At 40.0% G+C, this 19,283-nt stretch carries 34 protein-coding genes; 33 read left to right on the top strand and 1 reads right to left on the bottom strand.

The window, feature by feature from the left end; all coding sequences use genetic code 11:
• Positions 1–32 precede the first annotated feature (32 nt).
• A complete protein-coding gene (locus IW492_RS18460) occupies positions 33–167 on the bottom strand; it encodes a hypothetical protein (RefSeq protein ID WP_269160949.1) in 135 nt (44 codons plus the stop codon).
• A 447-nt stretch (positions 168–614) separates the two neighbouring features.
• Here IW492_RS18460 and rpsJ point away from each other — a divergent pair, with 447 nt between their 5' ends.
• The 33 genes from rpsJ (at position 615) to truA (ending at position 19,117) form a co-directional block, all read left to right on the top strand.
• Positions 615–923, top strand: coding sequence for a 30S ribosomal protein S10 (gene rpsJ, locus IW492_RS16740; RefSeq protein ID WP_010734471.1), 309 nt, complete (start codon positions 615–617; stop codon positions 921–923).
• 30 nt (positions 924–953) lie between these two features.
• Entirely contained in the window at positions 954–1,583 is a 630-nt protein-coding gene (gene rplC / locus IW492_RS16745) for a 50S ribosomal protein L3 (protein ID WP_202069133.1), read from the top strand.
• Between the two features lie 25 nt (positions 1,584–1,608).
• Positions 1,609–2,232, top strand: a complete 624-nt coding sequence (gene rplD, locus IW492_RS16750; RefSeq protein WP_202069135.1) for a 50S ribosomal protein L4 — start codon at positions 1,609–1,611, stop codon at positions 2,230–2,232.
• Positions 2,232–2,522, top strand: a complete 291-nt coding sequence (gene rplW / locus IW492_RS16755) for a 50S ribosomal protein L23 (protein WP_202069136.1) — start codon at positions 2,232–2,234, stop codon at positions 2,520–2,522. Before rplD ends, rplW begins: the two co-directional genes overlap by 1 nt.
• Positions 2,523–2,573: 51 nt before the next feature.
• Positions 2,574–3,404, top strand: coding sequence for a 50S ribosomal protein L2 (rplB, locus tag IW492_RS16760; protein WP_202069137.1), 831 nt, complete (start codon positions 2,574–2,576; stop codon positions 3,402–3,404).
• 42 nt (positions 3,405–3,446) lie between these two features.
• Positions 3,447–3,725, top strand: coding sequence for a 30S ribosomal protein S19 (gene rpsS / locus IW492_RS16765; RefSeq protein ID WP_202069138.1), 279 nt, complete (start codon positions 3,447–3,449; stop codon positions 3,723–3,725).
• A gap of 23 nt (positions 3,726–3,748) precedes the next feature.
• Positions 3,749–4,096, top strand: a complete 348-nt coding sequence (gene rplV / locus IW492_RS16770) for a 50S ribosomal protein L22 (RefSeq protein ID WP_202069145.1) — start codon at positions 3,749–3,751, stop codon at positions 4,094–4,096.
• A gap of 258 nt (positions 4,097–4,354) precedes the next feature.
• Positions 4,355–5,011, top strand: coding sequence for a 30S ribosomal protein S3 (gene rpsC / locus IW492_RS16775; RefSeq protein WP_202069146.1), 657 nt, complete (start codon positions 4,355–4,357; stop codon positions 5,009–5,011).
• 2 nt (positions 5,012–5,013) lie between these two features.
• Entirely contained in the window at positions 5,014–5,448 is a 435-nt protein-coding gene (gene rplP, locus IW492_RS16780; protein ID WP_202069147.1) for a 50S ribosomal protein L16, read from the top strand.
• Positions 5,438–5,626, top strand: coding sequence for a 50S ribosomal protein L29 (rpmC, locus tag IW492_RS16785; RefSeq protein WP_202069148.1), 189 nt, complete (start codon positions 5,438–5,440; stop codon positions 5,624–5,626). Before rplP ends, rpmC begins: the two co-directional genes overlap by 11 nt.
• 23 nt (positions 5,627–5,649) lie before the next feature.
• The gene (gene rpsQ / locus IW492_RS16790) at positions 5,650–5,916 is read left to right on the top strand and encodes a 30S ribosomal protein S17 (protein ID WP_202069149.1); all 267 of its coding nucleotides are present in this window, start codon (positions 5,650–5,652) and stop codon (positions 5,914–5,916) included.
• A 58-nt stretch (positions 5,917–5,974) separates the two neighbouring features.
• Positions 5,975–6,343 carry a 50S ribosomal protein L14 gene (rplN, locus tag IW492_RS16795; protein ID WP_086349668.1) on the top strand — a complete coding sequence of 123 codons (369 nt, stop codon included), beginning with the start codon at positions 5,975–5,977 and terminating at the stop codon, positions 6,341–6,343.
• A gap of 34 nt (positions 6,344–6,377) precedes the next feature.
• Positions 6,378–6,689: a 50S ribosomal protein L24 gene (rplX, locus tag IW492_RS16800; protein ID WP_202069150.1), complete on the top strand. Its 312-nt coding sequence runs from the start codon at positions 6,378–6,380 to the stop codon at positions 6,687–6,689.
• A gap of 26 nt (positions 6,690–6,715) precedes the next feature.
• Positions 6,716–7,255 (top strand): 50S ribosomal protein L5, encoded by a 540-nt coding sequence (gene rplE / locus IW492_RS16805; protein ID WP_202069151.1) that lies wholly within the window; start codon positions 6,716–6,718, stop codon positions 7,253–7,255.
• An 18-nt stretch (positions 7,256–7,273) separates the two neighbouring features.
• On the top strand, positions 7,274–7,459 hold the full coding sequence (locus IW492_RS16810; protein ID WP_002356214.1) for a type Z 30S ribosomal protein S14: 186 nt from the start codon (positions 7,274–7,276) through the stop codon (positions 7,457–7,459).
• Positions 7,460–7,494: 35 nt separating this feature from the next.
• Positions 7,495–7,893, top strand: coding sequence for a 30S ribosomal protein S8 (gene rpsH, locus IW492_RS16815; RefSeq protein WP_202069152.1), 399 nt, complete (start codon positions 7,495–7,497; stop codon positions 7,891–7,893).
• A 31-nt stretch (positions 7,894–7,924) separates the two neighbouring features.
• The gene (gene rplF / locus IW492_RS16820; protein ID WP_202069154.1) at positions 7,925–8,461 is read left to right on the top strand and encodes a 50S ribosomal protein L6; all 537 of its coding nucleotides are present in this window, start codon (positions 7,925–7,927) and stop codon (positions 8,459–8,461) included.
• Positions 8,462–8,693: 232 nt separating this feature from the next.
• On the top strand, positions 8,694–9,050 hold the full coding sequence (gene rplR, locus IW492_RS16825) for a 50S ribosomal protein L18 (protein WP_202069156.1): 357 nt from the start codon (positions 8,694–8,696) through the stop codon (positions 9,048–9,050).
• A gap of 20 nt (positions 9,051–9,070) precedes the next feature.
• Positions 9,071–9,571 carry a 30S ribosomal protein S5 gene (rpsE, locus tag IW492_RS16830; protein WP_086349674.1) on the top strand — a complete coding sequence of 167 codons (501 nt, stop codon included), beginning with the start codon at positions 9,071–9,073 and terminating at the stop codon, positions 9,569–9,571.
• A 14-nt stretch (positions 9,572–9,585) separates the two neighbouring features.
• Entirely contained in the window at positions 9,586–9,765 is a 180-nt protein-coding gene (gene rpmD / locus IW492_RS16835) for a 50S ribosomal protein L30 (RefSeq protein WP_202069159.1), read from the top strand.
• Between the two features lie 37 nt (positions 9,766–9,802).
• Positions 9,803–10,243 carry a 50S ribosomal protein L15 gene (gene rplO, locus IW492_RS16840; RefSeq protein WP_202069161.1) on the top strand — a complete coding sequence of 147 codons (441 nt, stop codon included), beginning with the start codon at positions 9,803–9,805 and terminating at the stop codon, positions 10,241–10,243.
• Positions 10,243–11,541 (top strand): preprotein translocase subunit SecY, encoded by a 1,299-nt coding sequence (gene secY, locus IW492_RS16845; RefSeq protein ID WP_202069163.1) that lies wholly within the window; start codon positions 10,243–10,245, stop codon positions 11,539–11,541. Before rplO ends, secY begins: the two co-directional genes overlap by 1 nt.
• A gap of 201 nt (positions 11,542–11,742) precedes the next feature.
• On the top strand, positions 11,743–12,393 hold the full coding sequence (locus IW492_RS16850) for an adenylate kinase (RefSeq protein WP_202069165.1): 651 nt from the start codon (positions 11,743–11,745) through the stop codon (positions 12,391–12,393).
• 201 nt (positions 12,394–12,594) lie between these two features.
• Positions 12,595–12,813, top strand: a complete 219-nt coding sequence (infA, locus tag IW492_RS16855; RefSeq protein ID WP_067395111.1) for a translation initiation factor IF-1 — start codon at positions 12,595–12,597, stop codon at positions 12,811–12,813.
• A 32-nt stretch (positions 12,814–12,845) separates the two neighbouring features.
• Complete coding sequence (gene rpmJ / locus IW492_RS16860) at positions 12,846–12,962, top strand: 50S ribosomal protein L36 (RefSeq protein ID WP_002288710.1); 117 nt, start codon at positions 12,846–12,848, stop codon at positions 12,960–12,962.
• An 18-nt stretch (positions 12,963–12,980) separates the two neighbouring features.
• The gene (rpsM, locus tag IW492_RS16865; RefSeq protein WP_202069167.1) at positions 12,981–13,346 is read left to right on the top strand and encodes a 30S ribosomal protein S13; all 366 of its coding nucleotides are present in this window, start codon (positions 12,981–12,983) and stop codon (positions 13,344–13,346) included.
• 27 nt (positions 13,347–13,373) lie between these two features.
• A complete protein-coding gene (gene rpsK, locus IW492_RS16870) occupies positions 13,374–13,763 on the top strand; it encodes a 30S ribosomal protein S11 (RefSeq protein ID WP_202069169.1) in 390 nt (129 codons plus the stop codon).
• An 80-nt stretch (positions 13,764–13,843) separates the two neighbouring features.
• Positions 13,844–14,782, top strand: coding sequence for a DNA-directed RNA polymerase subunit alpha (locus IW492_RS16875; protein WP_202069171.1), 939 nt, complete (start codon positions 13,844–13,846; stop codon positions 14,780–14,782).
• 27 nt (positions 14,783–14,809) lie between these two features.
• Complete coding sequence (gene rplQ / locus IW492_RS16880; protein WP_202069172.1) at positions 14,810–15,190, top strand: 50S ribosomal protein L17; 381 nt, start codon at positions 14,810–14,812, stop codon at positions 15,188–15,190.
• Between the two features lie 687 nt (positions 15,191–15,877).
• Positions 15,878–16,717, top strand: a complete 840-nt coding sequence (locus IW492_RS16885) for an energy-coupling factor ABC transporter ATP-binding protein (RefSeq protein WP_202069173.1) — start codon at positions 15,878–15,880, stop codon at positions 16,715–16,717.
• Positions 16,693–17,556 (top strand): energy-coupling factor ABC transporter ATP-binding protein, encoded by an 864-nt coding sequence (locus IW492_RS16890; RefSeq protein WP_202069174.1) that lies wholly within the window; start codon positions 16,693–16,695, stop codon positions 17,554–17,556. The genes IW492_RS16885 and IW492_RS16890 overlap by 25 nt, the downstream gene beginning before the upstream one ends.
• Positions 17,553–18,350 carry an energy-coupling factor transporter transmembrane component T family protein gene (locus IW492_RS16895; RefSeq protein ID WP_202069175.1) on the top strand — a complete coding sequence of 266 codons (798 nt, stop codon included), beginning with the start codon at positions 17,553–17,555 and terminating at the stop codon, positions 18,348–18,350. Before IW492_RS16890 ends, IW492_RS16895 begins: the two co-directional genes overlap by 4 nt.
• A 20-nt stretch (positions 18,351–18,370) precedes the next feature.
• Positions 18,371–19,117 carry a tRNA pseudouridine(38-40) synthase TruA gene (gene truA / locus IW492_RS16900; protein ID WP_202069176.1) on the top strand — a complete coding sequence of 249 codons (747 nt, stop codon included), beginning with the start codon at positions 18,371–18,373 and terminating at the stop codon, positions 19,115–19,117.
• The last annotated feature ends 166 nt before the right edge of the window (positions 19,118–19,283 follow it).

A 19,283-nucleotide genomic window follows, 5' to 3' on the forward strand; every position in this document is an offset into this window, starting at 1 on the left:
TCCTTTCTAGTTGGTTTTGTGGTGATTCTATTCTAGCGGAAATGTTGTGTGTCTTCCTTGTTTTTTAATGAGAAAATAGGACCGATAGATTTTTTTCTATCAGTCCAATAAATTATAGAGCCTAAATAATCTGCCAACCCGAAAAACCTTCTTATTTTTTTAGTCATTTTATTTTCTCCCCAATACTATTTTTATATAATCGCTCAATTCGCTTGATCTCTGTAGCTAAGATTTTTTTACCTGTTTTGGTCACGATATAATTTTTTCTGCGATTTTCTGTATATTTCATTGCCTCTAGTGAAAATAAACAAGAAAAAATGAATTTGTAGAAATGAATGGTAGTAAGGGAAAAACGGAGGACTTTGAAAGAAAATTATTTCTTGAAAATAATTGTGAAAGTACTGAAAAAAGCCTTGCTATTCAAGCCTTTCTGTAATATAATCATAAAGGTGCTGTTTACAGAAGTGTGAATGCACTGGTAATTCTGAAAAAGAATTTGCCGGCTGTGAAACGAGAGGTTGCGACACGCCCGGACGCTTTGCCATGGACGAGCGTGACGGAGATTTTCGTGGAGCCATGTCTACTTTTCAAAATAGGCGAAGGAGGGAAAAAAGATGGCAAAACAAAAAATTCGTATCCGTTTAAAAGCGTATGAACATCGTATTTTAGATCAATCAGCGGATAAAATTGTGGAGACTGCAAAGAGAACTGGAGCTGGTGTATCAGGTCCGATTCCATTGCCGACAGAGCGCTCATTATACACAGTTATCCGTGCGACACATAAATACAAAGATTCACGCGAACAATTCGAAATGCGTACTCACAAACGTCTGATTGACATTGTGAACCCAACACCAAAAACAGTTGATGCTTTGATGAAGCTTGACTTACCATCTGGTGTGAATATTGAAATCAAACTATAATAAAAAAATTAAGATGATGGAGGTGTACTCATGACCAAAGGAATCTTAGGGAAAAAAGTTGGAATGACGCAGATCTTTACTGAGTCAGGTGAATTGATCCCAGTAACAGTTGTAGAAGCTACTCCAAACGTAGTACTGCAAGTGAAAACTGTCGGAACAGACGGCTACGAAGCGATTCAAGTCGGGTACCAAGACAAACGTGAAGTATTAGCAAACAAACCAGCGAAAGGTCATGTTGCAAAAGCAAACACGGCTCCTAAGCGCTTCATTAAGGAATTCAAAGATGTTGAGCTGGGAGAATATAAAGTTGGAGAAGAAATCACTGTAGATGTTTTCCAAGCAGGTGACATCGTTGATGTTACGGGTACTACGAAAGGTAAAGGATTCCAAGGGGTTATCAAACGCCACGGACAAAGCCGCGGACCAATGTCTCACGGTTCCCGTTACCATCGTCGTCCTGGGTCAATGGGTCCAGTTGCACCTAACCGTGTATTTAAAAATAAAAAGCTTGCCGGCCGTATGGGTGGCAACCGCGTAACGATTCAAAACCTTGAAATCGTGAGAGTAGATGCAGATAAGAATGTTATCCTGATTAAAGGAAATATTCCTGGATCTAAAAAATCATTAATTACAATCAAATCAGCTGTGAAAGCTAAATAATTGTTAGGAAAGGAGGAACTATGGAATGCCGAATGTAGCATTATTTAAACAAGATGGAACTCAAAATGGTGAAGTGACATTAAACGAAGAAATCTTCGGAATTGAACCAAATGAAAGTGTTGTCTACGATGCAATCATCATGCAGCGCGCTTCATTAAGACAGGGAACACATGCAGTGAAAAACCGCAGTGCTGTTCGCGGCGGTGGTCGTAAGCCATGGCGCCAAAAAGGAACAGGTCGTGCCCGTCAAGGTTCAATCCGTTCACCACAATGGCGTGGAGGTGGTATTGTTTTTGGACCTACACCACGTTCATACAGCTACAAACTTCCTAAAAAAGTTCGTCGCTTGGCAATGAAATCTGTACTGTCAGAAAAAGTTGCTGAAAATAATCTGGTAGCTGTTGAAGGTTTAAGCTTTGACGCACCTAAGACAAAAGAATTCAAACAAGTTCTTGGAAACCTGTCTATTGATACAAAAGTATTGGTGGTATTGGAACCTGAGAATGATTTTGCAGCATTATCAGCTCGCAACCTGCCAAACGTTTCTGTTGTCACTTCAGACAATATCAGCGTATTGGATATCGTTTCAAGCCAAAAAATGCTTGCAACACAAACTGCTCTTACTCAAATTGAGGAGGTGCTTGCATAATGAACTTACTAGACGTAATTAAACGCCCAGTGATCACTGAGAAATCAATGCTTGCTATGGACGACAAGAAATATACATTTGAAGTAGATGTACGCGCAAATAAAACTTTAGTGAAACAAGCTGTTGAAGCTGCGTTTGACGTAAAAGTGAAAAACGTAAACATCATCAACGTGCGTCCTAAATTCAAACGTATGGGTAAATATGCAGGATATACTAAAAAACGTCGTAAAGCTGTTGTGACGTTAACAGATAATTCAAAAGAAATCCAAATTTTCGACGCTGCTGAATAATCAGCAGCAATAGAGAGAATGATCAAAGTAAAGTAGGAGGGAAATAAAGACGTGGCGATTAAAAAATACAAACCTACCACAAATGGCCGTCGTAACATGACGAGTTCTGATTTCGCTGAAATCACAACTGCAACACCGGAAAAAACGTTATTAAAGCCATTAAAAAACCATGCCGGTCGTAACAACAATGGCCGCATTACAGTTCGTCATCAAGGTGGCGGTCACAAACGTCAATACCGTGTGATTGACTTTAAACGTAACAAAGACAATGTTGTTGCGCACGTTAAAACAATTGAGTATGATCCAAATCGTTCTGCTAATATTGCATTAGTTCATTACGAAGATGGAGTAAAAGCATATATTTTGGCACCAAAAGGACTGGAAGTTGGCATGACTGTCGTTTCTGGACCGGAATCTGATATCAAGATTGGTAACAGCCTGCCATTGGAAAATATTCCAGTTGGTACTGTTGTTCACAATATTGAAATGAAACCTGGCAAAGGCGGACAATTAATCCGTTCAGCTGGAACAAGTGCTCAAGTACTTGGTAAAGAAGGAAAATACGTGTTGATTCGTTTGAATTCAGGCGAAGTTCGTATGATTCTTGCAACATGCCGTGCAACTGTCGGATCTGTTGGTAATGAACAGCACGAACTGATCAACATTGGTAAAGCAGGTCGCTCTCGTTGGATGCGCAAACGCCCAACTGTACGTGGTAGCGTAATGAACCCTAATGATCACCCACACGGTGGTGGTGAAGGTAAAACACCTATCGGACGTAAGGCGCCAGTATCACCTTGGGGTCAACCAGCACTTGGCTACAAAACTCGTAACAAAAAAGCAAAATCAGACAAACTTATCGTTCGTCGTCGCACTAAATAATCTATTTGACCATGTGTCGCACATTTTGAGAGGAGGTTCACCATGGGTCGTAGTTTAAAGAAAGGGCCTTTCGCTGATGATCATTTATTGAAAAAAGTGGAAGCTCAACAAGGCGCTGAAAAGAAAAAAGTCATTAAAACTTGGTCTCGTCGTTCTACAATCTTCCCAAGTTTTGTAGGATTTACAATTGCTGTATATGATGGACGCAAACATGTTCCTGTATACATCCAAGAAGACATGGTAGGACATAAATTAGGTGAATTTGCACCAACTAGAACTTATCGCGGACATTCTGCCGATGATAAGAAAACTAGACGCTAATTTTTAGGGAGGGAAATATCAACATGGCAGAACAAATTACATCAGCTAAAGCAACTGCAAAAACAGTTCGCACTTCTCCTCGTAAAGCGCGTTTAGTAATCGATCTTATCAGAGGGAAAAGCGTTGCGGATGCAATTTCAGTTTTGAAATTCATGCCGAACAAATCTGCTGGAATCATTGAAAAAGTTTTAATGTCAGCAGTTGCTAACGCAGAAAACAATTTCGACTTAGATGTTGAAAACTTGGTTGTATCTGAAGCTTTTGTCAACGAAGGACCAACTATGAAACGGTTCCGTCCACGTGCCAAAGGTTCAGCATCACCAATCAACAAACGTACAAGTCATATTACAGTAGTAGTATCAGAGAAATAATCAGTATAAAACTTGTTTGTTAACACAAGTATCAACAATTAAGAGGAGGACCACTTAGCTCTCTGCGTTTTAACGCTTAGAGATAATGGATACCGGACCTCGAAAATAAACTTGTTTTATTAAAACAAGTATCAACAATTAAGAGGAGGACCACTTAGCTCTTTGCGTTTTAACGCTTAGAGATAATGGATACCGGACCTTGAAAATAAACTTGTTTTTATTAAAACAAGTGTCAACAATTAAGAGGAGGGACAATCAGTGGGTCAAAAAGTACATCCAATAGGAATGCGTGTAGGCATCATCCGCGACTGGGATGCAAAATGGTATGCTGAAAAAGAGTATGCTGAATTCTTGCACGAAGATTTGAGAATCCGTAAATTTATCGCAACAAAACTTGCTGATGCCGCTGTGTCTACAATTGAGATTGAGCGCGCTGCAAACCGTGTGAACATTTCAATCCACACAGCTAAACCAGGTATGGTTATTGGTAAAGGCGGATCTGAAGTTGAAAACCTTAGAAAAGAATTGAACAAACTATCTGGTAAAAGAGTTCATATCAACATTATTGAAATCAAAAAACCAGATTTAGACGCTAAATTAGTCGGCGAAGGAATTGCACGTCAGTTAGAAAACCGTGTGGCATTCCGTCGTGCGCAAAAACAAGCAATCCAACGTACAATGCGTTCTGGTGCTAAAGGAATTAAAACCCAAGTATCAGGTCGTTTGAACGGTGCGGATATTGCTCGTTCAGAAGGATATTCAGAAGGAACTGTTCCTCTTCATACATTGCGTGCAGATATTGATTACGCATGGGAAGAAGCAGACACAACTTACGGAAAATTAGGAGTAAAAGTGTGGATCTATCGTGGAGAGATTCTTCCAACGAAAAAAAACACTGAGAAAGGAGGGAAATAAACATGTTAGTACCTAAACGTGTAAAACATCGTCGTGAGTTCAGAGGTAAAATGCGCGGTGAAGCAAAAGGCGGAAAAGAAGTCGTGTTTGGTGAATGGGGATTACAAGCAATTGAATCTCACTGGATTACAAACCGTCAAATCGAAGCTGCCCGTATCGCTATGACTCGTTATATGAAACGTGGCGGGAAAGTGTGGATCAAAATTTTCCCTCACAAATCTTATACAAGTAAAGCGATTGGTGTTCGTATGGGTAAAGGTAAAGGAGCTCCGGAAGGCTGGGTTTCTCCAGTAAAACGTGGGAAAATCATGTTTGAAATCGCCGGTGTACCTGAAGAAGTGGCCCGTGAAGCTCTTCGTCTTGCATCCCACAAATTACCAGTTAAAACTAAAATCGTAAAACGTGAGGAAATGGGTGGTGAATCGAATGAAGGTTAAAGATATCAGAGAATTAACCACTGCCGAAATGCTTGATAAAGAAAAACAGTTCAAAGAAGAATTGTTCAATCTTAGATTCCAATTAGCAACAGGACAATTAGAAAATACTGCACGTATTAAAGAAGTACGTCAATCGATTGCACGCATCAAAACAGTATTGCGTGAACAAGCTAACTAATAGTGGAAGGAGGCCAAACGCGTATGACTGAAGAAAGAAATCAGCGCAAAGTTTATCAGGGACGTGTTGTTTCAGACAAGATGGATAAAACAATCACTGTTGTCGTTGAAACAAAGAAAAACCATCCTGTTTATGGTAAACGTATCAAATATTCTAAGAAATACAAAGCTCATGATGAAAACAACACAGCCAAAGTTGGAGACATCGTAAGAATCATGGAAACTCGTCCATTATCAGCTACAAAACGTTTCCGCTTACTAGAGGTAGTCGAAGAAGCAGTTATTATCTAATAAAACGAGATTTTCCTATATAGATTGAAGTACAAAATCTGAAAGGAGGATACACATCGTGATCCAACAAGAAAGCCGATTAAGAGTTGCTGACAACTCAGGTGCACGTGAAATTCTAACGATCAAAGTCCTTGGTGGTTCTGGTCGTAAAACTGCTAATATTGGTGACGTAATTGTTGCTACGGTTAAACAAGCAACGCCAGGTGGTGTTGTCAAAAAAGGTGAAGTAGTTAAAGCCGTTATCGTTCGTACAAAATCAGGAGCTCGTCGCCCGGACGGTTCTTATATCAAATTTGACGAAAATGCTGCGGTAATTATCCGTGACGATAAAAGTCCGCGCGGTACACGTATCTTCGGACCTGTTGCACGTGAATTACGTGAAAACAACTTTATGAAGATCGTTTCTCTTGCACCAGAAGTATTATAATCGAAACACTTATCAAAGGAGGTGCGAAACAGTAATGTTTGTTAAAAAAGGCGATAAAGTAAAAGTTATCACTGGTAAAGATAAAAACAAAGAAGGCGTTGTATTAGCAGCGTTTCCTAAAAAAGACAAAGTTATCGTTGAAGGTGTCAACATCATGAAAAAACACCAAAAACCAAACCAGGCATCACCACAAGGTGGTATTCTGGAAGTAGAAGCACCGATCCACATTTCGAATGTAATGGTGATCGATCCTTCAAACGGAGAAGCTACTAAAATTGGTTATAAAGAAGTAGACGGTAAAAAAGTACGTGTTTCTAAAAAAACAGGTGAAGTTTTAGATAAATAGAAATTGAGGAAGGAGGGGCTTATTGAATGAACCGCCTGAAAGAAAAATATATTAAAGAAGTAACACCATCATTGATGGAAAAATTCAATTACAGTTCAATCATGCAAACACCAAAAGTTGACAAGATTGTTATCAACATGGGTGTAGGTGACGCTGTTTCAAACGCAAAAAACCTTGATAAAGCTGTGGAAGAACTAGCTTTAATCTCTGGTCAAAAACCAATTATTACAAAAGCTAAGAAATCAATCGCTGGATTCCGTTTACGTGAAGGAATGCCGATCGGTGCGAAAGTAACACTGCGCGGAGAAAGAATGTATGAATTCTTGGATAAACTGGTATCAGTTTCTCTACCTCGTGTACGTGACTTCCACGGTATCAGTAAAAAAGCCTTTGACGGACGCGGTAATTACACTTTAGGTATTAAAGAACAATTAATCTTCCCGGAAGTTGATTACGATTTAGTAGATAAAGTACGCGGTATGGACATCGTTATTGTGACAACTGCAAACACTGATGAAGAATCTCGTGAGCTATTGGGACAATTGGGAATGCCATTCCAAAAATAATAAAAGGAGGCGAACTACGTGGCTAAAAAATCAATGATTGCTAAAAACAAACGCCCTGCTAAACATTCAACACAGGCTTATACTCGTTGCGAACGTTGCGGACGTCCACATTCAGTTTATCGTAAATTTCATCTTTGCCGTATTTGCTTCCGCGAACTTGCCTATAAAGGACAAATTCCCGGCGTGAAGAAAGCTAGCTGGTAAACAAGTAAACTTGCATAAAGGAGGTAACTAGTTCAATGGTCATGACAGATCCAATTGCAGATTTTCTAACTCGCATTCGTAATGCGAACATGGTTAAACATGAAAGTTTGGAAGTGCCTGCATCAAAAATCAAACGTGATATCGCTGAAATCCTGAAACGTGAAGGATTCATCCGCGATGTAGAATATATTGAAGATGACAAACAAGGCGTGATTCGTGTTTTCCTTAAATATGGAAAGAACGACGAGCGTGTTATCACTAACTTAAAACGTATCTCTAAACCAGGTTTACGTGCTTATGTAAAAGCAGACGAAGTACCAAAAGTACTGAATGGTTTAGGAATCGCAATCATCTCGACTTCTGAAGGTGTCGTAACAGACAAAGAAGCAAGATCAAAAAATATCGGCGGCGAAGTAATCGCCTACGTATGGTAATTTAAAAGAATACACAAGGAGGTGTCTCTAAGTGAGCCGTATTGGTAATAAAGTAGTTGTTCTTCCTGCTGGCGTTGAAGTGAAGCAAGACGGAAGCAACATAACTGTAAAAGGACCTAAAGGTGAATTAACTCGTGAATTCTCTTCAGATATTACAATGAATATCGAAGGAGCAGAAGTAACTTTCACTCGTCCAAATGACAGCAAAGAAATGAAAACAATCCACGGAACAACCCGTGCAAACTTCAACAACATGGTTGTTGGCGTAAGTACAGGTTTCGAAAAAGCTTTGGAGCTTATCGGGGTTGGGTACCGTGCACAAGGACAAGGCAACAAATTAACATTAAACGTTGGATACTCTCATCCAGTTGAAATGACTGCTCCTGAAGGTGTAACGTTTGAAGTGCCTACAAATACTCAGGTAATTGTAAGAGGTATTAATAAAGAACACGTTGGCGAATTAGCAGCGAATATCCGCGGCGTTCGTCCTCCAGAACCTTATAAAGGCAAAGGTATCCGCTATGTTGGCGAATATGTACGCCGTAAAGAAGGTAAAACTGGTAAATAATAAAAGATGTGTAGGAAAATCGCTTAGAAGCGAGCAACAAGAGAAATCAACTTTGTTGAAACGAAGTTTCAATCAAGTGATTTGCTTGTGCCGCAGCTTCTGTTTTCCGGAACTCGTTACTCTCGGGTTTTAGAGAAAATCGCTTAGACTGATTTTTCAACGGTCATTTATTTACAGTTTCTGGTCTAAAACTGCTGAACAGGCAGTTTATTAAAATTAAGAGGTGACAATTGTGATTACAAAACCAGATAAGAATAAAACACGTCAGAAGAGACACAATCGTGTTCGTAATAAAATCTCTGGTACTGCTGAGTGCCCACGCTTGAACGTTTTCCGTTCTAATAAAAACATCTACGCTCAAATCATTGATGACGTAGCGGGTGTGACGCTAGCAAGTGCCTCTGCCTTGGATAAAGATATTTCAGGTGGAACAAAAGTTGAGCAGGCTGCTGCAGTTGGTAAACTGGTTGCAGAACGTGCTGCTGAAAAAGGTATTAAAGAAGTAGTCTTTGACCGTGGTGGATACCTTTACCATGGCCGCGTGCAGGCTCTAGCAGAAGCTGCACGTGAAAATGGACTGGAATTTTAGGAGAAGGAGGAACACCATTCATGGTTTATATTGATCCAAAGCATTTGGAATTAGAAGACCGCGTTGTTGCAATCAATCGTGTAACAAAAGTTGTTAAAGGCGGACGTCGTCTGCGTTTTGCGGCTTTAGTGGTTGTCGGTGACAAAAACGGGCATGTTGGTTTTGGTACTGGTAAAGCTCAAGAAGTACCGGAAGCAATTCGTAAAGCGATTGAAGATGCGAAGAAGAACTTAATTGAAGTTCCTATGGTTGGTTCTACCATCCCTCATGAAGTAATCGGAGTATTTGGCGGCGGCCGTATTCTAATGAAACCTGCAGTAGAAGGTTCTGGAGTAGCAGCTGGCGGACCAGTTCGTGCCGTATTGGAGTTAGCTGGGGTAGCTGATATCACATCTAAATCACTAGGTTCAAATACGCCAATCAATGTTGTTCGTGCAACAGTTGATGGATTAACTCAATTAAAACGCGCTGAAGAAGTGGCAGCACTTCGCGGCAAATCTGTAGAAGAAATTATCGGTTAAGGAGGACAACAATAATGGCTGAATTAAAAATTACTTTAAGACGCAGTGTTATCGGACGTCCTCAAAACCAACGTGATACAGTAAAAGCGTTGGGATTGAAAAAAATGAACAGTTCGGTTGTTAAACCAGCTAATGAAGCTATCAAAGGTATGGTTAACACGATCTCTCATTTAGTGGACGTAGAAGAAGTTTAATTTACTCAAGTAGATTGTAAGGAGGTGCCAAACCACAATGAAACTTCATGAATTGAAACCCGCTGAAGGTTCCCGTAAAGTACGTAACCGTGTTGGACGTGGTACTTCATCTGGTAATGGTAAAACAGCAGGCCGTGGACAAAAAGGGCAAAAAGCTCGTTCAGGCGGCGGTGTACGTTTAGGATTTGAAGGGGGTCAAACTCCATTGTTCCGTCGTTTACCAAAACGCGGATTTACAAATATTAACCGTAAAGACTATGCAGTAATCAATTTAGATGTGTTAAATCGATTCGAAGATGGAGCTGAAGTAACACCTGTTGTCTTGAAAGAAGCAGGATTCGTTAAAAACGAAAAGGCAGGAATCAAAGTTCTTGCAAGCGGTGAATTAACGAAGAAATTGACTGTTAAAGCAGCAAAATTCTCTAAAGCAGCGCAAGAAGCTATTGAAGCTGCTGGTGGATCTATCGAGGTGATCTAATGCTTAAACTATTAAAGGATGCTTTTAAAGTCAAAGACATTAGATCAAAGATATTCTTTACATTGTTTATCTTATTAATATTTCGTTTAGGGGCTCATATTACTGTGCCGGGTGTTAATGCCAAAGGGTTGCAGGAATTGAGTGGTCTGCCATTTCTAAATATGTTGAATATTGTCAGCGGTAGTGCAATGCAGAATTTCTCCATCTTTGCGATGGGGGTTTCTCCATACATTACTGCATCGATTATTATTCAGCTGCTGCAAATGGACATTGTACCAAAGTTTGTTGAATGGTCGAAACAGGGAGAAGTCGGTCGTAAGAAGCTGAATCAGATGACTCGTTATCTGACAATCGGTTTGGGTATTGCCCAGTCGTTTGCTTTAACTTATGGGTTCAACTCCTTGAGCCAAATAGGAATTGTAAAAAATCCTACGACCTCAACGTATGTTATGATTTCCGTTGTTTTAACTGCGGGTACACTTTTCGTTACCTGGATGGGAGAGCAAATTACAGAAAAGGGAATTGGTAATGGTGTGTCAATGATTATCTTTGCCGGGATTATTTCAGGCTTGCCTGGAGCTGTCAAAGAAATTATTGAAGATTACTTCATTAACATTAATTCATCTGATCTGGTGAACTCTATCATCTTTGTAACAGTATTGGTTATTGCAATTTTACTGATCGTAACTGTTGTTACATTTGTACAGCAGGCAGAAAGAAAAATTCCAATTCAATATACAAAACGTGTATCTGGAGCTCCAACCAGCAGTTATCTGCCATTGAAAGTGAATGCCGCTGGGGTAATCCCGGTTATCTTCGCCAGTTCATTAATTTCAACACCTAATGCAATTTTGCAGGGGTTTGCTTCTAATTATACTGGGGAGACATGGTATGAAATCATGACAGAAATTTTCAACTACAACACAGTACCCGGTGCAGTCATTTATACTGTACTGATCGTTGCTTTTACATTCTTCTATGCATTTGTTCAGGTTAATCCGGAGAAACTTGCGGAAAATCTGCAAAAACAGGGAAGTTATATACCAAGCGTACGACCAGGTAAAGGGACAGAGGATTACGTGTCCGGAGTGTTGATGAGACTGAGTGTCGTTGGTTCTATATTCTTGGGTATCATTGCTTTGCTGCCAATTATTGCGCAAATGCTTTGGAACCTGCCTCAATCAATTGGGTTGGGCGGAACCAGCCTGCTGATTATCATCGGTGTTGCGTTGGAAACAGCGAAGCAACTAGAAGGTTTAATGTTGAAACGTCAATATGTTGGCTTTATCAATAAGTAAGAATCGTGTGTTGAGGATCTTCCTCAGCACCATTCTCACATATTTTCTAGATTGATTCAGCTTACTCAGATTTATCTAGCTTTACAGGTCAGCATTTAGAGAATGACAGATGAGTACTTTAAAGGAAGCAGCTCATTGTTTCTGTTTTTCAACTGTTGCTGTTTTAAACCTGTTCAGCTTTTAAATTTAGGAGGAAAACAAATGAACCTCATTTTAATGGGACTTCCCGGAGCAGGGAAGGGAACGCAGGCAGAAAAGATTATCGACAAATATGGGATTCCTCATATTTCTACTGGTGATATGTTTCGAGCTGCAATGAAGAACGAAACTGCTCTTGGAGTTAAAGCAAAATCGTTTATGGATAAAGGTGAACTGGTTCCGGATGATGTAACAAATGGAATCGTAAAAGAACGTCTTGCTGAACCGGATACAGAAAAAGGCTTTCTGTTGGACGGGTTTCCAAGAACGATTGATCAGGCTAAAGCTTTGGATAAAATGCTTAAAGAGTTAGACAAAAAAATTGATGCTGTAATTGACATCCATGTAGAAGAGAATGTGCTGATCGAACGGTTGGCGGGGCGCTATATGTGTAAAAACTGCGGAGCGACCTATCACAAACTTTTCAACCCTACAAAAGTAGAAGGAACATGTGATCGATGCGGCGGACATGAGTTCTATCAAAGAGAAGATGACAAACCTGAAACGGTGAAAAATCGTTTAGCGGTAAACATCGAAAGCAGTGCGCCGATTTTGGCTTACTACAAAGATAAGAACTTGCTGCACACAATCGATGGAAATCGTGAAATCGCTGATGTATTCTCCGATGTAGAAAAAATTATTGAAGAGAAATAGTCGATCCAGATTTGCCCGCCGGTTTCCGTTGTGTCTGTGCTTAGTAGATTCTCTTGCTAAATAGAATATTTTATGCTAAACTGTATCAGTCCGACTTCTATGCGATTTTTTAGAAGTTAAATTGAAAATTCCAGGTGGGAGCAGCAGTTTCCGCCGTTTTATCGTGTGAAAATGCGAAACAAGTACAAGGAGGTACTGTGCGTGGCAAAAGATGATATGATTGAAATCGAAGGTACAGTCGTCGAAACTTTGCCGAATGCAATGTTTAAAGTCGAATTGGAAAATGGGCATGTTGTATTAGCTCATGTTTCCGGTAAAATCCGTATGCATTATATTCGAATTTTACCCGGGGATAAAGTAACTGTTGAGTTATCACCATATGATTTAACTCGCGGTCGCATCACCTACCGATTTAAATAATTGTACTCCGTAAAATCTCAGGAGGTATTATCATGAAAGTAAGACCATCAGTAAAACCAATGTGTGAACATTGTAAAGTAATTCGTCGTAAAGGACGCGTTATGGTTATTTGCCCGGCAAATCCAAAACATAAACAGCGTCAAGGATAATAGGAGGTGTAACGAATAATGGCTCGTATTGCAGGAGTAGACATTCCTCGTGATAAACGTGTAGTAGTTTCTCTTACTTATATTTTCGGTATTGGTAACACTACTGCGAAACAAGTTTTAGCGAATGCAGGCGTATCAGAAGAAGTTCGTGTTCGTGACTTAACAAATGAACAGACAGATGCGATCCGTGCAGAAATTGACAAATTAAAAGTTGAAGGTGACCTTCGTCGTGAAGTGAACTTGAATATTAAACGTCTGATGGAAATCGGTTCATACCGTGGAATCCGTCACCGTCGTGGATTACCGACTCGTGGACAAAACACGAAAAATAATGCACGTACTCGTAAAGGCCCAGCTCGTACTGTAGCAGGCAAGAAAAAATAATTCCTAAGTGAAGGAGGTTAGAACTTCATGGCAGCAAAGAAAGTTAGTCGTAAACGCCGTGTGAAAAAGAATATAGAAGCTGGAATTGCACATATCCATTCTACATTCAATAATACAATTGTGATGATTACTGATACTCATGGAAATGCGTTAGCATGGTCATCAGCAGGATCTTTAGGCTTCAAAGGAAGCAAAAAATCAACTCCTTTTGCCGCTCAAATGGCTGCAGAAGCTGCAACTAAGGTAGCACAAGAACATGGACTTAAAACTGTCGAAGTAACAGTTAAAGGACCTGGCTCTGGACGTGAAGCAGCAATTCGTTCATTACAAGCAACAGGTTTAGAAGTGACTGCAATTCGTGACGTGACTCCAGTTCCTCATAATGGATGCCGCCCTCCAAAGCGTCGTCGTGTTTAATGAGTGCTGCTCATTTTGAGTTTGAAATTAAAAGGTCATTGAACAAGACACTTTTCGTTTTGAAAGGGGTATAGATAAGAATGATTGAATTTGAAAAACCAAGAATCGAAAAAATTGATGAAGATAGAGATTATGGCAAGTTCGTTGTAGAGCCTCTTGAACGAGGTTATGGGACTACTTTAGGCAATTCTCTACGTCGTATTTTATTATCTTCATTACCTGGGGCCGCAATTACGAATATTCAAATTGACGGTGTTTTACATGAATTCTCCACGGTTAAAGGTGTTAGAGAAGACGTGACACAGATCATTCTGAATATTAAAGGATTAGCGCTTAAGCTCTATGCTGAAGAAGAAAAAACCCTTGAGATCGATATTACAGGACCCGCTGCAGTAACTGCCGGCGATATTATCGTAGACAGTGATGTTGAGATCCTAAATAAAGATTTACCTATCTGTAGTGTTGCTGAAGGAGCTACTTTCCATGCTCGCTTAACAGTGAAACCTGGTCGTGGCTATGTTCAAGCAGACGAAAACAAAAAGGAAGATATGCCGATTGGTGTTCTGCCTGTCGATTCCATCTACACACCAGTACGCCGTGTGAACTACCAGGTAGAAAATACGCGTGTTGGACGTCGTGATGACTTCGATAAACTAACAATGGAAATATGGACAGATGGATCAATCATTCCACAGGAAGCTCTTAGTTTAGCGGCTAAGATTATGACTGAGCATTTAGATATCTTTGTGAATCTGACTGATGAAGCGAAAAACGCTGAAATTATGGTAGAAAAAGAAGAAACACAGAAAGAAAAAATGCTGGAAATGACCATCGAAGAACTAGACCTGTCTGTTCGTTCATATAACTGTTTAAAACGTGCAGGAATTAATACTGTACAAGAGCTTACAAACAAATCTGAACCTGAAATGATCAAAGTACGTAATTTAGGCCGTAAATCTCTTGAAGAGGTTAAGCTGAAATTATATGATTTAGGTTTAGGCTTACGTAAAGACGATTAATACTTTTTACGAAGGAGGGAAACCAACGTGGGTTATCGTAAATTAGGACGCACATCTAGCCAACGTAAAGCGATGTTGCGTGACTTAACAACTGACTTAATTATTAACGAACGTATTATTACGACTGAAGCTCGTGCAAAAGAAGTTCGTTCAACAACTGAAAAAATGATTACTTTAGGTAAACGTGGAGATCTTCATGCACGTCGTCAAGCTGCTGCTTATGTGCGTAATGAAGTTGCCAGTGTTCGTGAAGAAAATGAAGCTATCGTAGTTGAATCAGCTTTACAAAAACTGTTCAATGACTTAGGACCTCGTTACGCAGAACGCCAAGGCGGATACACTCGTATCCTTAAAACTGAACCTAGACGCGGAGATGCTGCGCCAATGGTAATCTTGGAATTTGTTTAATAATCAAACTATACCGTCACTTTATAGATGATTCTGTTAGAGTGTTATGATGTTGGAGGCGACTCCGAGTCTAGCTCGCGCACTACCCGCTGGTATTTCCGGCGGGTAGGCACTCATCATATAGGGTGTTTTTTTGTCTAAAAATGGATGCACAGCTGATTGCTGTTGTGTCTTTTTTTATATCATCAGAAAACTATCTGCTGCAGCTGTATCAAATGATTTTCTGACCGCATGGATACAGATCGCCAACAATGCTGGGTTTTTGAATAATTATTGAGCTGACCAATTATAAGGAATACTTTTTCTTCAGCCTGTCAAAGTTTTCACAGATAAAGGTATTAAAGTTTATTTGAATCAATATTTTCAGCAATTTTTTCAGTGAGATTCATATATTATTTTTTTTGTTGTTTCACCTGAGTTTCCTTTTTTCTAATCTCCTGTTTTTGATCACTTACATGGTATCATATAAAAATCAGACTACTCTTCCAGTAAATATTTTAGGAGTGCCTTGACTGTTAGAACTCCCAATTAAAGGATTCTTTTGTTATAATGGAAACTATGGAATTAATCGAAAGAAAACATTGAAAGACAATGTTTTTTTGATAGTATTGGTGCGTGTCTGAAAACTCCAGCGTTAAATGCTTTTAGACATGCTCTAATTCGAATAAATAGGCGAAGGAGTCTATCATGGAATCAATCATAGAGTTGAGTAATATAAATTTTAGTTATCAGCTGGAGGATGCTTCTCCTGCACTAAAAGATGTTTCTTTTACTATTCAAAAAGGGGAATGGGTAGCGATTATCGGGCATAATGGGTCAGGAAAATCAACATTGGCTAAAACGATTAATGGTCTGCTGCTGCCTGTATCTGGTCATATTTCTGTTGGCGGAAAGGAACTGAATGAAGCGAATGTCTGGGATATTCGCCGTATGGTGGGAATGGTTTTTCAAAATCCTGATAATCAGTTTGTGGGTTCGACCGTTGAAGACGATGTGGCATTTGGGTTGGAAAATCAGGGGATACCCAGAAACCAGATGGTGGAACGCGTACTTGATGCACTGCAAAGGGTCCGAATGGACAGCTTTGCAACCAGAGAGCCTGCCCGTTTGTCTGGTGGTCAGAAGCAGCGTGTAGCAATTGCCGGAGTTGTTGCCTTACGTCCGGATATTATTATTTTAGATGAAGCAACCAGTATGCTTGATCCAGAGGGCAGAGAAGAAGTTATTTCTACAATTAAGAAGATTAAATCAGAAAGTAATCTAACGGTTATTTCGATTACACATGATATTGATGAAGCTGCAAATGCGAATCGAATCCTTGTAATGAAGCAGGGGGAGCTGGTTAATGAAGGAACCCCTGAAAAAATTTTTTCTATGGGCTCTGATTTGGTTAATATGGGACTGGATCTGCCTTTTCCTGAAAAATTAAAAATTGCATTGAAGGATCGGGGTATTCAAGTTCCGGAAGAGTATCTGACAGAAGAAAGGATGGTGGATTGGCTATGGACATCCGTTTTGAACAAGTAGATTTTACCTATCAGCCGAATACACCATTTGAACAGCATGCATTGTTTGATATCAATTTAACCATAAAGGATGGTTCCTATTCTGCAATTGTCGGGCATACGGGGAGCGGAAAATCGACACTTCTACAGCATTTAAATGCGTTAGTGAAACCAACAAAAGGAACAGTAACGATAGGCGATCGAGTGATTACCCCAGAAACAGATAATAAGAATCTGAAACCCATTCGGAAAAAGGTTGGTATTGTATTTCAGTTTCCTGAAGCACAGTTGTTTGAAGAAACAGTGGCTAAGGATATTGCTTTTGGTCCGCAAAATTTTGGTGCTTCTGAAGAAGAAGGTCGGAAGCTGGCAGAAGAAATGCTTGGATTAGTTGGAATGGATGAGAGCTATTTGGATCGTTCACCTTTCGAATTATCAGGTGGACAAATGCGGCGTGTAGCAATTGCCGGAGTATTGGCGATGGAACCGGAAGTTCTTGTTTTAGATGAGCCGACCGCCGGCTTAGATCCTCAGGGGCGTAAAGAAATGATGGAGATGTTTCAGCATTTACATGAAAACCGTGGAATGACGATAGTATTGGTGACACATTTGATGGATGATGTTGCCAACTATGCAGATCAGGTCTTTGTAATGGAAAAAGGACAGGTGATTAAAACAGGCAAGCCTTCGGATGTGTTTCAGGATACTCACTGGCTCAAGAAAAAGCAACTAGGAGTACCAACGGCAGCTGCTTTTGCTGAGAAGCTGTCAGAAAAAGGTTTTCCAATGGATCAATTGCCGTTAACAGCAAATCAACTGGCTGATCAGATTCTGAATGCAAAGGCTGGTGAAGCGCAATGATGAATAAGCTGATTTTTGGACGCTATATACCGGGAGATTCTTTTATTCATAGAATGGACCCCAGAGCAAAACTGCTAGGCAGTTTCTATTTTATAGCAATCATTTTTCTGGCTAATAACTGGCAGACTTATGCGGTATTGGCTGTCTTCACTTTAAGTGCTGCGGCACTATCAAAAATTAATCTCCGCTTCTTCATCAGGGGAATTCGACCATTAATATGGCTGATTCTGTTTACTGTAGCATTGCAGATGCTGTTTACTCAGGGAGGAGCAGTGTACTTCCAATGGTGGATTTTCTCTATTACAGAATTTGGTGTAATTAATGGGTTGTTTATTTTCTGCCGCTTCGTTTTAATCATCTTCATGTCGACTTTACTAACACTTACAACACCGCCGCTGGCTTTATCGGATGCTATTGAGTATCTGCTGCGGCCGTTCAAGGTTATTAAGGTTCCTGTGCATGAAATTTCCCTGATGCTTTCAATTGCGCTGCGTTTTGTGCCCACATTAATGGATGAAACTGAAAAGATTATGAATGCGCAACGGGCTAGAGGGGTTGATTTTGGTGAAGGGAATTTAATTCAGAAAATGAAAGCAATTATACCTCTTTTAATTCCGCTTTTTGTCAGTAGTTTTAATCGAGCAGAGGATCTGGCTACTGCTATGGAGGCACGTGGCTATCAAGGGGGAGAAGGAAGAAGTAAGTATCGGATTCTTGATTGGCAGTTCGGTGATACAATGGTTATGCTGCTGTTCGCAGCATTAACAGCAGCTTTAATTTTTATCAGAAGTTAATTATAGAAGAAGGTGAGTGAATGCCTCGTTATAAAGCAGTAATTGCTTACGATGGAACCAATTTTAATGGGTTTCAGGCTCAGCCTAACGGAAGAACCGTTCAGGAAGAAGTTGAAAAGACGTTGACAAAAATGAACAACGGTCAGGTAATTCAGGTTTTTGGGTCTGGACGAACGGATGCTGGTGTTCATGCACTCGGACAGGTGATTCACTTTGATTATCCAGAAGACAGACCATTGGAACGCATGCGTTTTGGTTTGGATACACAGACACCAGAAGACATCAGTGTAAAGAGCGTGGAAAAGGTATCGGATAATTTTCATGCCCGTTATCATGTGATTGAAAAGACATATCAGTTTCGAGTTGATATAGGTAAGCCGCGCAGTCCGTTTCGCCGTTTTTATGCGAGTTATTTTCCATATCCTCTGGATTTGGAAAAAATACAGAGGGCATTGCCTGATCTGATAGGTACCCACGATTTCACGTCATTTTGTGCTTCCGGAAGCAGTGTAGAGGATAAGGTGCGTACAATTTATGAAGCTAGAATGGAAGTTAATGCAGAAGGCGATGAACTTCTATTTACGTTCCGAGGCGATGGGTTTCTTTATAAAATGATTCGAATACTTGTTGGAACACTACTGAAAATTGGTAATGGACGGATGGATGAAAAAGCAATTCCGGCAATTTTGGAAGCTGAAAACAGAAATCTGGCTGGACCAACGGCACACCCAGAAGGACTTTATCTTAAAGAAGTCGTATATGAATAAAAAGTTTATCTGATGGATTTAATGAATCCCGTCAGATAAACTTTGGCTCTTTGTCAAATCGGACTGATAGTATCACCAATGAACATCGGAAGAAGGAATCGAACTCCTTCTCCGGTGTTTTTTATTTGTATTGAATAAGGCCGTTGAGTAAGAAAATTCGGGTACG

Source organism: Enterococcus sp. BWB1-3, from assembly GCF_016745275.1.
Classification (GTDB): Bacteria; Bacillota; Bacilli; order Lactobacillales; family Enterococcaceae; genus Enterococcus_L.